Raw genomic sequence first — 13069 nt, 5'->3', positions numbered from 1 at the left:
AATCAACAGCCTAAGCTATCAGAAAGCAATTTATTAAGAATTTCTTAAACCCACTAGAATCGAATCTAACATGGGCAAAGAAGAGCTCCTCTTTGCCTATATTTAACAACAATAAAAAAAACTTAGTGATTAATAAAAAACAAAAGCAAACATTCACTTTGAAAAATATAAACACAACCTGATTCTTAGCAAAAAAAGTTACAATAATTTCAACAATAAAATTCTATTTCAGACTTAGTAATCAGATAAGATCCCCCCGGCAGGACAGGGTGAGATCGCGAACATTATTTGACCGGTTTCACACAGTTTGACCTGATCGCGCAGCTGTGATCTTATACTCTCTTTTACGAGAGCTTCATCATGAATATCGATGCCTTTTCTCTTCACTTTGAAGAACTAAACGACCCACGCCAGTCAGCCAAAATCAGCTACCCTCTGTTTGATGTCATTTTCCTGACAATCTGCGCAACCATCACTGGCTCTGAGGGTTGGGAAGATATCGAAGATTTTGGCGAAACACACCTTGAGTGGCTCCAAAGCAAGGGCTTGTTTCAACGTGGCTTGCCTGTACATGACACTATCGCGCGAATTATCTCTCGACTTGCCCCCGCTGAGTTCCAGCGTTGTTTCTCCAACTGGATGCAGGCTGTCAGCAAACGTACCGACGGTGAACTCATCGCCATAGATGGTAAAGTCTTACGTGGCTCATACGACCGAGAGTCACGCCAATCAACCATCCATATGGTCAGTGCGTTTGCTACGGCAAATAGCATGGTTGTCGGGCAGCTAAAAACCGATGCGAAATCGAATGAGATTACCGCAATCCCAGCGCTTATTCAGCTGCTAGACATCAAAGGCTGCCTCGTGTCAATTGATGCGATAGCCTGCCAGAAGGACATTGCAGCGACCATCCTTGAGGGAGACGGTGACTACCTTCTGGCTGTGAAAGGCAACCAAGAAACCTTGGCTAAGGCAGTCCGCGCTGAACTCGCCGCTTGTATTGCGTCTGCTACCACGAGGGATACTGTCCATATTGAACAACAACATGGCCGTACAGAGCTCCGTGAATATCATGTGCTACCGGCTACCACTCAGGCCGAAAGGTTTCCTGATTGGCCTGGGCTGAAGACAGTAGGAGTAGCGATAGGTTATCGGCGCGACAAAAAGTCTGGTCAGGAATCGCTTGATTACCGCTATTACATCAGCTCGGCAGAATTAACGAGAGACCGGTTTGCTGCAGCGGTTAGAGGTCATTGGGGAATCGAAAATAGCCTGCATTGGGTCTTAGACGCTTCGATGAACGAAGATGCCTGTCAGATTTACCGTGGAGACGGCGCAGAAATAATGGCTTGTATGCGCCATATCGCGTTGAATATGCTTCGCTCAGAAACCACCAAAAAAGCCAGCATTCGCCGTAAGCAGAACATTGCAGCGATGAGCAATCGTTATCTGGATAAGGTTTTACTGGCTGGTTTTAACTCGTTGAGTGAAAAATAAGCATTCATGCTCTCACCCTGCCCGGCAGGATAGTTGTCACTACTTAAAATTTAACCAGTTGGGGCGTTAAGGCTTGATAGTGCCACGCTTCAGTGAAGTACAAAAACAGCATATTTTAAAAAAGCTATTACCTTCCCAATAGAAAGTATACTAATATTATATTAAACCATACAGCAGGAAAATAGTGACAAAACTAGAAATATAGATTCGGATTAATATAAACAATAGCACTAGATCGACATCAAATAGTTTTTGAAAAAAGTAAAAAGAGCTGGATAATTAATAAAAATAGTCACTTAAAAACCTAATAATGGTTATTCGATAAATGAATATCACTAATCAATCAAACTACAGCCCCAAAAACTAATAACTTAATTACCTGGCTGATTATTAAATACATTAAAAAAGAATATGGGAATACCTAACACATATCTCTTAAACATCCGCTTAGGCTCAATAATCAGTCTGTAGAGCCATTCCATTCCTATTTTTCTTAAAAAAAGAGGTGAACGATTAAAACGCTCAGCTTGGAAATCGATAATCGCTCCTCCGCAAATTATTAATGTGGGGGCAGTTGCTACCTCTTTTATTAAACTTGCTACTTTTTCTTGCTTAGGCATCCCCATTGCAAGCAATACAATGTTAAGATTTAATTTTGAATACTTGGAAGAATAATCTTTGACATATTCAATTTCATCTAAGAAACCATCTAACAATATAGCATTTTCACCTTTTAGTAGTGATTTAGCTCCCTTCTCAAGCCAAGGAGAGCAAGTTCCATATACAAAAAAGTTACAATTCAACTTACTAGCTATACATCGCTCTAATAAATAAGGAATAAAATCGGTACCGTTAAGATTTGCACCAGGGTTCAAGCCCCAATATCGACACGCTAGCTCAAGCCCCTTACCATCCCGTAATAAAAAGTCAAGATCTGCGAAAGCCTCTGATACTCGACTGGATTTAAGCATCAAGTTATAACCATGCTGATTCAAAAAACCTAATGTTTTACATGATTCAGTATGCAATACTTCATCAACAAAACGATCAATTTCTTTTTCATCAAGTAAATACAAATTATTCAACTTCATTAGAACTCTCAACACGTGACTTTATAAACCTAGCTGGGACACCTCCAACTATTGAGTAAGGCTCAACATTTTTTGTTACAACAGAGCCTGCGCCAATAATTGCTCCTTTACCTATTTTTACTCCGTGGAGGATGACAACATTTCGCCCGATCCAAACATCATCCTCAATAATTGGACAACTATTTTCAATCATATCTTGCTCAATCATTGGGATATCTAAACGAGAATATCCGTGGGAGTTACTCAATATTGAAACATCTGGTGCAATCATCACATGACTACCGATTGTTGCACCTTGAATAAAAACTCTTTCATTAATATGGCAAAATTCTCCAATGGTAAGATTCTTACAATCGGAAATGTAAACAGAATTTTCAAAGATGGATTTTGGATGATATTTCATTACCTTCAAAATTTTTGAAACGTAAAAAACTCTAAATCCATTAAATATGGAAATGTACTTTGTATTAGGAAGGTGAGAAACAAATAGATAATATAAAGCAAGCGCTAACTTATTTAACATTACCCTTAACCTCTTCATACAGCCGAATTAGTTTATTTACTACACAATCATTTGAGAGGTCAAGAGCCATAATTTTATCGCGTCTAGCTCCTAGATTATTCTTTGCTTGTGTTATTGTTTCATGTAACAGTTCAGATATGTCTGCAGGTTCATCATCAAGATTAAAAACAGCAGCCCCAGCTACATTTCTTGTCAGATACTCAACATCACCAACGTTAGAACTAACGATAGCCATATCACAACTCATGGCTTCTTTGATTACCTGCGGTGAACCTTCACTTACTGATGTCATAAGTACAGCTGCTGCTGTTTGCATATACGCCTTAACTTCTTCTCGAGTAAATCCATCCAAGGGGACTATTTCCAAATGCCCAAATTTCTCGTTGTAATTTGATATTACCTTTTGAAACAATGGAAAATTCTTGACCTCCCTATCTGTCCGACCAGGAAAGAGAATAGTATTTCCCCTTATTACATCAAAATCAGGCTTGAAGAAATCTGTATCCACACCGCATGGCAGCACAATGTAATCATCCCGATAAGTACCGACAACATCATTCATTTTATCATTGAGTGTTAAAACTTTTGCAACTCGATTAAGAATTAGCTTAGTCAAGAATACTTGCACATTCTTACCTTGCTCAACCAGTATATCACCACCATGCAATGTTAAAATCACATTATCCCAACGACGTTTAAATGGGTTTAACAACGTAAAAAGAGCACTCAGACCATAATGAGCATGAATGACATCATATTTATTAAAAGCTAAATGAACAAGTAGCTTTATTGATCCCCAAAAGTAGGCCAACTTAGACTTATATCCATTAATTATAAACAGATTACACTCTACTCCACTTTGGCGATTTAGCGCCTCTACCTGTTCTTTGACGAAAATCCCAGCATATTCAAACTTTTTATTTCTTCCTGGGTACATATTAGAAACAACCAAAACCTTCATATTACCTCTCTGTTATCATTAAATTTACCCATTAGAGCCATATAAACGAAATAAAATAGTAAAAAAGACAACTGCTTTGTAAAAAACATATTTTGATAAACTAAAGAGAAAGTCATAATAAAGACCAAAGCAATTGCAAACAAAATTTCAAAAGTTTTTACGCGCAGGCACAGACTAAAAAAACATACAATTAACAAGCCTACAAACAAAATCGTACCTAGAACACCGTAATCAAGTAATAGTTGAAAAATTTGAATCCTTGTCCCTTGGTTCAACAAAGTATACTCAAATTCTTTAGCTACACTGCCTAACCGCCCACCTTGGTCTCCAACATACTCAGCTCCCAACCCATGTCCAAATAAGTACTGAAACGAATTAGAATTTTGCAAATAATCATATGCAGCATATATTCGATAAAAGCGAGGAACATCCTTATGAAGTTCAGTATAATCGAAAAGATAGGAATCTAAATATTCGTAGGTAAAAATGTCTGAAAATGCATACCCGTACAAACTAAAGTATATATCATCAAGCAAAATCAATGCTAAAAAACCGACCAAGTAAAAGGCAACAAAATGGTATAGCTTTATTTTACCAGCAAGTGAGAAAAGCAAAAATAAAGTTAAAGGAAAGAGTAAAAAAGTAATCTTAGTTTCATTCAAGAATACAGGAATGAATAACAGCCAGCTCCATTTAACTTTATCTATCCCATTCACCGCTGCATAAGCAGAAATATATACAGTAACAAGAAAACTATACAAACTTGTACTTTTTGGCCCAAAAAGCCCGGTAATATCATCTTGATGCTCAACAGTTAAGAATTGAAAAACTGCAACAGGCACAGATGCATACAATATAAAAACCACATTCCTCTTAACAAAATCAGTATGATCTTCATGAAGGCAGATTAGCACCACAAAGAGGAACAAGTTCTTAATGTTTTTTAATGACAACAATAGAACTAAGAGATCTTCACCAGAAAAAAAGCTTATTATTGATGAAAGAGCAATATATGCCGGGAAAGCAAGCACAAGCAGATTTATACGATGAAAGCCTATTGCTATATGCACAAAACATATAGGTATCATGGCGAAAAAAATTAGATCATCAAATAAATTCAGACCTGGAAAAGGTACTAAACTAGCGAAGAAGGGAGAATAAAGGCAAGATAGTACGTACAGTCTAAACAAGCGGTCCAACAATGTCCGACCTGAATAAACATTATAGTTATGGCATTCTCTAGCTAACACTGTATTCTCTTCTTATTTGTTATCATCTTTAAAAGCGGCCGAAGTTTTAAGAAAGATTTCGTAACCAAGAAGTTCGAAACAATAATCCTATCCTTCATCCCCAAAAAGCCTCGGAATTCATTTAGTTTAAAAGAGAACTTACAATAATCACTTCTAGAAACCGTCGCAAATGCTTTTACAATTTCACATAAGTACTCAGCTTTCTCCGAGCTACTCATATTAACCGAATGTTTATTATAAAATATTTCAAAGGCATCAGCTGATAGAGTCCTAATAGCCCCCTCAGCCCAGTAGACAAATACAGTTAAGCTTGACTTGTAACGCCAACCAATCTTTAGTTGCACTTCAATAAAGAAGTCATAATCTTGGCTTCGTTTCAAGCTTTCATCCCAATTACACTGATTCAAGACCTCTCTACAAAGGAAAAATGATGATGTCTGCGCAAATCCAGCGTTAGAACCAAATAGGAAGTGATATGGCGTTTCTTGTGAAATTTGTCTCGATACTTTAGCTTCTTGAACTGAACCATTATCAAGAATAAATCCAGAGTAAACAGCTTTAGCTCCTCTATTAATTTCGTTTAAACAATCAAATAAATGTTTATCACTCCACCAGTCATCAGAGTCCATAAATGCAATATATTTCCCATTGCATACATTCGCTCCATAATTTCTCGCGACATTAGCATTATCACACTTTTCTAAGTAATAATGCTTAACTCTAGTATCATTGATACTTGACACTAAACCTTTAATAACATTTAGTTTTTTTGAATTATTTTCAACTAAAACTATCTCTATACTTGCATCTATCTTCTGAGAAAGTACGCTGCTAATACAACGAGTCAATCCCTCCACCCTGTCGGTACAGGGTATTACAATTGAAATCAATATTGAATTATCCATATTTACACTACTGTAGGTGGACAGGGGACAAAATATTTTGCAAGCCCTGATTAAGTTGCTTCAGATTAAAATCTTTCTCAACAACCTGCCTAGCATAATTCGCTATCAGTTGACGGTCTTCAGTATTTAATCCATTAAACGCATGTATCAAAGCATCTTTAAGAGCGACATAATCGCCTTCAGGAGAAAGAAACCCACTCTTTTCATGCTCAATCAATTCGGGAATTCCTGAATGAAAAGAACTAAACACTAGTAAGCCCGATGCCATAGCTTCCATTAAAGCTACAGGGATTCCTTCCATATCACCATTAGGTGCAGTTATACTTGGTAAGACAAACGCGTCAGATTCACTCAATTTTTTTGCCACTATATTTGAAGGTAAAGCTCCTTCAACGAATACTCTACTCTCTAATCCCAATTTTTTTACTATTTCAGTTATATCCTTATACATTGGCCCACCACCAACCAATGTTAAACTAAAATTATCTGGCAGTTCTTTCATTGCTGCTAATAATATTGGAATCCCTTTCTTTTCAACAAATCGACAAACAGAAATTAGCCTTATACTTTCTTTACTTCCATCGATATATCTAGGAATAAACTTGAAATCATCAACGTCGACGCCCATCCGATGAACACTAATCTTGGAGGCTGGACACCCCATTTCAACAAGCCTTTTTTTCCAAAAATCACTAACAGGAAGCATTAAGTAACCATATTTAAACAGTCTAGTATAATTATTTTTCTCTTTTTCTAACTCTGACCTAACCGACATATCATAACCATGAAAAATGGTTATTATTTTTACATTCTTAATAATTTCAACTTCGAGAAGTTTAGCTAGTTCAGCCCCCATTGGGCCGAAATGACAAATAACAGGTCCTTCTATTCCTTCAAAACAACGCCCAAGCATATAGCCATGTACACTTGATTTTTTCAACCAGCTTAGTCGATTCCATTTTAATGTGACTAAATCCAGCATAATTGCAAACATGAAATCAAGAATTCTTTTCTTTCTTTTAGAGCTAGTATAAGCCGTTTTCAATTTCTCCATTAATTTGAAGTTTTTAACCCATGGATGTTCTTTTCCACTTTGCTCTGGTGACATAGCTATTACTTCAACATCGAAGCCAGATTCAACCATTGCCGCAACTTGGTTCAACACGAAGGTCTCTGACAATACGGGAAAACCACCAACAAAGAATGTAACTTTAGGCATATTTTTATTCCAATCAATTAGGCTTAGCACCTATATATATATCACGAAGATTAATCAACGCATTTTTCCCACCTAAGAGGTGATAGACCAAAAACGTTGTAAAAAGTAAAGTCAACATTGCTGATATTATTGACAGATAGAGTTCAATTTCAAACTCATACAGAACCTCTGCAAAAATAAAAACACTCCCTGATATGAGTATAGAAAATGTATACGCCAAATATTTTGACACTTTTATTGGATAGCTTGGATAATGAAAGATAAAAAATGATAAAACCAAAAAAACCACCTGCACAGATACCATACCCCAAAGCATATAAAGCATTCCATTCATGGAGAAAAAATAAATACAGGTTGAGAACATTATTGATGAAAACAAATTCCAATAAAACTCTCGTCTTACTTTCCCTAAAGACTGTAGAAAGAAACCATTTACAATCCCCCCCCCCCTTATCATGAAAAATATGCAGAGAATTTTAATATATACCATCACATCCTCACCTCCTCCATACAATAGCATCACAATTGAGTCAGAAAAAATCGCCATCATAGAGAAGATAATCGCATTAATATATACAACTATCAGATTTACACCTGAAAATAATTCAGATCTTAGATTCTTATTTTCTTTTACCCGAGTCATTGCAGGGAAAACAATCTTTCCATATATAGGGCTTAGTAAAGCAGGAATTTTTCCAACAAGCTCCTTTGCTAAAGAATATACCCCTAACTGTGACACATCAAAAACCTTGCCAATAATTATTGTATCAACATACATACGAGCAAAATTAAGTAGCTGCCCGCCTATTTGAAATCTACAATAGTTCCATGCAAACGGAACGATACTCCATTCAAATCCATTGCAATTAGCTTTAAAGTCATCTTTTAGAGATAGGTGCATAAATATAGATTTCAGGAATGTTGAAAGTAATAGACCAGCAATTATCGCGCTAATGCCAAAGTTTAAAACCAGCATAACTACAGACAGCCCAACCCCAGCTGTTTTTGTAATCACATCAATAAGCCCCAATTTCCCAAGCTTTTGCTCAAGAACTAACAACGCTTGAAATTGTGACATAAAGGGCGAAAGTAGCAGCAGTAAGGCATACAGTTTCAAAATCTCACCTAAACCAGGTGAAGAAAAAAATGATTCAATATTATTAGCAAAGAAGTATATAAAAGAAAATGATGCAACTGCGAGTATAAAACTGCAGAGCAAGAGAGAGTTGAGCTCTTTTCTTTTCAGATCGCGTCTATATATAATATAGGTTCCAATTCCAGAATCTATAAATACATTTGAAAAAGCAATTATTGCACCTCCTATAGAAATCCAGCCAAGCTCAATACTACTTAAATATCTAGCAGAAAAGGCTAATAGGATTATCTGGCTTAATGCAACATAACCAGACGCGATAAATGTAGACCCAATTCCCTTAAGCAACTTCTACATCCCTAATCTTTACCGAGAATCTTGTCGATAGCGCTACTTGCAACGGACCTTTGTTTTATAACCTCATTTATATAACGCTCATTATAAAAATCAGTGTTGTCTATAAAGCTTTCAACAATACTTTTTAGAGCATCAAGATTGAAATCATCCAGATCCACAATGCAGTCATTCAATTTCATTGCCGAGTACAATCCTTTCGATTTATGCTCGTAACCAATAGCTATAGCAGGCGTACCAAAATTCATTGAAATAATACAGCTATGTAGTCGAGTGCCTATAGTAAATTTACATTGAGAAAATTCCTCACCCAATTGTACGTCATCAAGTTCATCCATTATTACATCAACAAACTCTTTTTTTTCCGGTTGGATTCTTTCTTTAATTGATTTTGCTACGAGTCTATCATCATTGTGATAACCATCAAACGATGTACAAGTCGAATAAAAGTTAACATTGAAGCCTTTCTCTATTAGGTACTCGCAAAGTTCTGCCATATTTGTTTCGTACTGATTTTGAGAGATCCCTAAACGCTTATCAAAAGGAGATAAATGCCTGACAGTTATTGCAACCGTATCTTTTTTATTGCCAATTTTATTAGGAACAACTAGCCAAGCTGTATCTGCTCCCATAGAAAAATTTAGTTTAGGAAAATTTGTTTCTACTTCAGACCGACTAACATCATCTCTGATTATTATTCCTTCAGCTTTACCAAAACACCAACCGGAAACTTTTTTGTATAACCAACCATTAAATGGTCCGAGACTATGCCCAATCAAGTAAATCGGCTTTCCAGCTAATATTGCACACAACATTAATCGATACTGAGCAAGTCCATATAGATCAACAAAAAATGAACCTCCAACTTGAATGATACGGTCAGATTTTTTCATATCATCAATCATTAACTTTATATTTTCAGGCAAAAAACTTTTCAAATAAGGTATGTAATATGCCGCTAACATAAGTAAAACTATTGGGTCAGCATTTAATTTCCAACAGATTTTATTTATTACCTTGGAAAAAAAATTATTTCTAACACTAGATACTTTAGTTGGATCGTTAAGTACACTTACCCCTAGAATCGAGGAAGCCCCTATTGGGTACCTTGAATAGACATTAATATCGTATCCATAATCTTTCAAACTCTCTAGTAAACCTCTGGTAATAGCAGCATCGCCCCGATTTGAACAGCTATGATTTCCTACTAACAACACTTTCATATTATATTCTCGAATTAATTAACGACCTATAGACCAATAAACAAAACCTTTTTGTTTCATTCGGCTTGGTTCAAACAAATTACGCCCATCAAAAATAACCGCTTCATTTAGCTCATTTTTAATTAACTCAAAGTCTGGCGCTCTAAAATTTTGCCATTCGGTACAAATGACTAATGCATCCGCACCTTTTAATGCAGACTCTTTAGTCCCCATTAAGGCTAAATCGGCTCTGTTGCCGTAAATGCGCTGGGTTTCTTCCATGGCTTCAGGGTCGTAGGCCTGTACTTTTGCGCCTGCAACCCATAAGGCTTCCATTAATACGCGGCTTGGGGCATCACGCATGTCGTCGGTATTGGGTTTAAATGAAAGACCCCAGAGTGCAAATGTTTTACCCTTAATATCACTACCAAAGTGTGCTGTGATGTATTCAAACAGCTTTTGCTTTTGGCGGTAGTTTACCGATTCAACGGCTTTTAATATTTCAGAGTTATAACCAATGGCTTCTGCTGAGCGCACTAATGCTTGTACGTCTTTAGGGAAACATGAACCGCCGTAACCACAACCAGGGTAAATAAACTGGTAGCCAATACGAGGATCAGAGCCGATGCCTTGGCGTACCATTTCAATGTCTGCACCTAAGCGCTCTGCTAAGTTAGACATTTCATTCATAAAACTGATTTTGGTTGCCAGCATACAGTTAGCTGCATACTTAGTTAGCTCTGCACTGCGAATATCCATCACGATGACTTTGTCATGATTGCGGTTAAACGGCGCATAAAGTTCACGCATTAATTCTTCGGCTTCTTTGGAATCGGTTCCGATAACGATCCGATCAGGGCGCTTACAGTCATTTACCGCTGCACCCTCTTTCAAAAATTCAGGGTTTGAGACTACCGAGAAGTCAATTGCAACGCCGCGTGCAGCTAGCACTTCGGCTACTTTGGCTTTCACTTTATCTGCCGTGCCTACAGGCACCGTTGATTTATCAATAATCACTTTGGGTGCTTGCATATGGGTAGCGATGGTTTCGGCTACTTTAAGCACGTATTTAAGATCGGCTGAGCCGTCTTCGTCTGGCGGTGTGCCCACGGCGATAAATTGCAATTCACCAAAGTTAACGCCTTCTGCTGCGTCGGTAGTGAAATGCAAACGACCCGCTTGGTAGTTAGTTTCAACCAATGGCGTTAAGCCGGGCTCGTAAATTGGGATGATACCTTTTTTTAGGTTGTCGATTTTCGCTTCATCTATATCTACACAACATACACTGTGGCCAGCATCAGCCAATACTGCGGCTTGTACTAAACCTACATAGCCAATACCAAATACGGTTACTTTCATGTTTTAACTGCCTTGTATTTCAAATTTGTTTGATGCGCTGAGCGCTATATTAAGTTGGTTGCTATGCGGTTTTATGACATCCGCGCTGCAAATTTTTGCTTTATCGCATTGATGATCCGCTGCGACGCTTTGCCGTCACCATAAGGGTTATGCGCATGCGACATGCGTTGATATTCAAGCTGATTGGTGAGTAGCTCATTAACGGTATTAAAGATGACTTGTTTGTCGGTACCCACTAACTTAACGGTTCCTGCTATTACAGCTTCTGGACGCTCTGTGGTGTTTCGCATCACCAATACAGGTTTACCTAATGACGGCGCTTCTTCTTGAATGCCACCGGAATCGGTGAGAATAAGATATGAGCGATCCATTAAGTACACAAAGGGTAAGTATTCTTGCGGTTCGATGAGTAGCACGTTTTCAATGCCCGACAAAATGCGCTGCACGGGCTCACGCACTTGTGGGTTTAGGTGCATAGGATAAAGGACTTGAGTATCTGGGTGGCTGTTGGCTATTTCTGCCAATGCCAAGCAGATGTTTTCAAATCCTTCACCAAAGCTTTCACGACGATGACCTGTCACTAGAATAAGTTTCTTATCGGCATCAAGCATAGGGAACTGCGAAGCGAGTTGCTGTCTTAATGAATCATCTGCTTGTAATTTCTCTTGTACCATCAGTAAGGCATCAACAACCGTATTGCCTGTGACTTCAATGGTGGCTGGCACGACATTTTCTTTAACTAGGTGCGTTTTCGCTTGCTCGGTCGGCGCGAAATGTAAGTTAGTTAGTACACCGGTTAAGCAACGGTTGGCTTCTTCTGGCCAAGGCGAATATAAATTGCCTGTACGCAGCCCTGCTTCAACATGGCCAATGGCGATTTGCTGATAAAAAGCGGCAAGTGAAGTTGAAAATGTGGTCGTGGTATCGCCGTGTACCAACACAAGATCAGGCTTAAAATCTTCCAGCACAGGCTTTAATAACGTGAGGATGTTTACTGTAATTTCAGTGAGCGTTTGCCCAGGCGACATAATATTTAAATCATAATCGGGCGTAATATTGAATAAGCTCAATACTTGGTCCAGCATTTCACGATGCTGCGCGGTAACGCAAACACGACTATCAATGCCCTGTTCATTGTTTAAAGCATTAACCAATGGCGCCATTTTTATGGCCTCTGGTCGAGTGCCGAATACAGAAAGAATTTTTAACATCAACCCATCCAACTGACAATAATATGCAGTCTAATAGCATCTGGCTACTAGGCTTGTTTGATTTAATTGTATGTCTCTTGGCTGGAACGAGGATAGGATCCACGGAGTCGCTTTCACACATCCTTGCGTGAGACTATTTTGATTATAAAAATGAGAGCTTGATCTTATTTATGCACGCACATTGTATGGATTATGCGCATTATATCAAGTTTAAATCTGGATTTTCTTTCGCGATACAAGGACTCCATTGACCTAGTTTTCATTCTTTTGTCCTATCTAAGTCCCATGTATTATTTTCTCATTAACCATTCACTCATTTAAAACAGGCAGTTACACCGAGCAATTAACTTAACAACTAATACAAAACACTTAAATTATTTTTTTCATTTGCAAGCTACCCGTTT

Annotated in this window: 10 protein-coding genes and 1 pseudogene; 1 reads left to right on the top strand and 10 read right to left on the bottom strand. The window is 37.8% G+C overall.

The genetic code is table 11. The features are described 5' to 3' along the window. The first annotated feature begins 360 nt into the window (after positions 1-360). On the top strand, positions 361-1497 hold the full coding sequence (locus tag ACK8OT_RS06980) for an ISAs1 family transposase (RefSeq protein ID WP_410195776.1): 1137 nt from the start codon (positions 361-363) through the stop codon (positions 1495-1497). A gap of 371 nt (positions 1498-1868) precedes the next feature. On the opposite strand, the gene ACK8OT_RS06975 is transcribed toward ACK8OT_RS06980, so the two are convergent. The 10 genes and pseudogenes from ACK8OT_RS06975 to wecB form a co-directional block, all read right to left on the bottom strand. After that, positions 1869-2588, bottom strand: a complete 720-nt coding sequence (locus ACK8OT_RS06975) for a WecB/TagA/CpsF family glycosyltransferase (protein ID WP_410195775.1) — start codon at positions 2586-2588, stop codon at positions 1869-1871. A 13-nt stretch (positions 2589-2601) separates the two neighbouring features. Further along, positions 2602-2757 (bottom strand): annotated as a pseudogene (locus tag ACK8OT_RS06970) (DapH/DapD/GlmU-related protein); the annotation flags it as partial. A gap of 343 nt (positions 2758-3100) precedes the next feature. Further along, on the bottom strand, positions 3101-4072 hold the full coding sequence (locus ACK8OT_RS06965) for a glycosyltransferase (RefSeq protein ID WP_410195774.1): 972 nt from the start codon (positions 4070-4072) through the stop codon (positions 3101-3103). After that, the gene (locus tag ACK8OT_RS06960; protein WP_410195773.1) at positions 4069-5322 is read right to left on the bottom strand and encodes a hypothetical protein; all 1254 of its coding nucleotides are present in this window, start codon (positions 5320-5322) and stop codon (positions 4069-4071) included. Before ACK8OT_RS06960 ends, ACK8OT_RS06965 begins: the two co-directional genes overlap by 4 nt. Continuing rightward, positions 5316-6227, bottom strand: a complete 912-nt coding sequence (locus tag ACK8OT_RS06955) for a glycosyltransferase family 2 protein (RefSeq protein ID WP_410195772.1) — start codon at positions 6225-6227, stop codon at positions 5316-5318. Before ACK8OT_RS06955 ends, ACK8OT_RS06960 begins: the two co-directional genes overlap by 7 nt. Positions 6228-6234: 7 nt before the next feature. Further along, positions 6235-7446, bottom strand: coding sequence for a glycosyltransferase (locus ACK8OT_RS06950; RefSeq protein ID WP_410195771.1), 1212 nt, complete (start codon positions 7444-7446; stop codon positions 6235-6237). 13 nt (positions 7447-7459) lie between these two features. Next, a complete protein-coding gene (locus tag ACK8OT_RS06945) occupies positions 7460-8887 on the bottom strand; it encodes an oligosaccharide flippase family protein (protein WP_410195770.1) in 1428 nt (475 codons plus the stop codon). Positions 8888-8898: 11 nt separating this feature from the next. Then, positions 8899-10116 (bottom strand): polysaccharide pyruvyl transferase family protein, encoded by a 1218-nt coding sequence (locus ACK8OT_RS06940; protein ID WP_410195769.1) that lies wholly within the window; start codon positions 10114-10116, stop codon positions 8899-8901. Between the two features lie 18 nt (positions 10117-10134). Next, on the bottom strand, positions 10135-11454 hold the full coding sequence (locus ACK8OT_RS06935) for a UDP-glucose dehydrogenase family protein (RefSeq protein WP_410195768.1): 1320 nt from the start codon (positions 11452-11454) through the stop codon (positions 10135-10137). Between the two features lie 71 nt (positions 11455-11525). After that, positions 11526-12665 carry a non-hydrolyzing UDP-N-acetylglucosamine 2-epimerase gene (gene wecB, locus ACK8OT_RS06930; protein WP_410195767.1) on the bottom strand — a complete coding sequence of 380 codons (1140 nt, stop codon included), beginning with the start codon at positions 12663-12665 and terminating at the stop codon, positions 11526-11528. Positions 12666-13069: the final 404 nt, after the last annotated feature.

This window comes from Motilimonas thetidivivens (assembly GCF_046452435.1).
In the GTDB taxonomy this organism is placed as follows: Bacteria; Pseudomonadota; Gammaproteobacteria; order Enterobacterales; family CBDFNC01; genus Motilimonas.
Note: the sequence above shows the minus strand (reverse complement) of the source record. Positions and strands in the feature narration are given on the sequence as shown.

What these genes read in the sequence shown, in the direction of transcription:
- ACK8OT_RS06980 (WP_410195776.1), top strand. Translation starts at nt 361, where the DNA reads ATGAATATCGATGCCTTTTCTCTTCACTTTGAAGAACTAAACGACCCA.
- ACK8OT_RS06975 (WP_410195775.1), bottom strand. Translation starts at nt 2,588, where the DNA reads ATGAAGTTGAATAATTTGTATTTACTTGATGAAAAAGAAATTGATCGT.
- ACK8OT_RS06965 (WP_410195774.1), bottom strand. Translation starts at nt 4,072, where the DNA reads ATGAAGGTTTTGGTTGTTTCTAATATGTACCCAGGAAGAAATAAAAAG.
- ACK8OT_RS06955 (WP_410195772.1), bottom strand. Translation starts at nt 6,227, where the DNA reads ATGGATAATTCAATATTGATTTCAATTGTAATACCCTGTACCGACAGG.
- ACK8OT_RS06950 (WP_410195771.1), bottom strand. Translation starts at nt 7,446, where the DNA reads ATGCCTAAAGTTACATTCTTTGTTGGTGGTTTTCCCGTATTGTCAGAG.
- ACK8OT_RS06940 (WP_410195769.1), bottom strand. Translation starts at nt 10,116, where the DNA reads ATGAAAGTGTTGTTAGTAGGAAATCATAGCTGTTCAAATCGGGGCGAT.
- ACK8OT_RS06935 (WP_410195768.1), bottom strand. Translation starts at nt 11,454, where the DNA reads ATGAAAGTAACCGTATTTGGTATTGGCTATGTAGGTTTAGTACAAGCC.
- wecB (WP_410195767.1), bottom strand. Translation starts at nt 12,665, where the DNA reads ATGTTAAAAATTCTTTCTGTATTCGGCACTCGACCAGAGGCCATAAAA.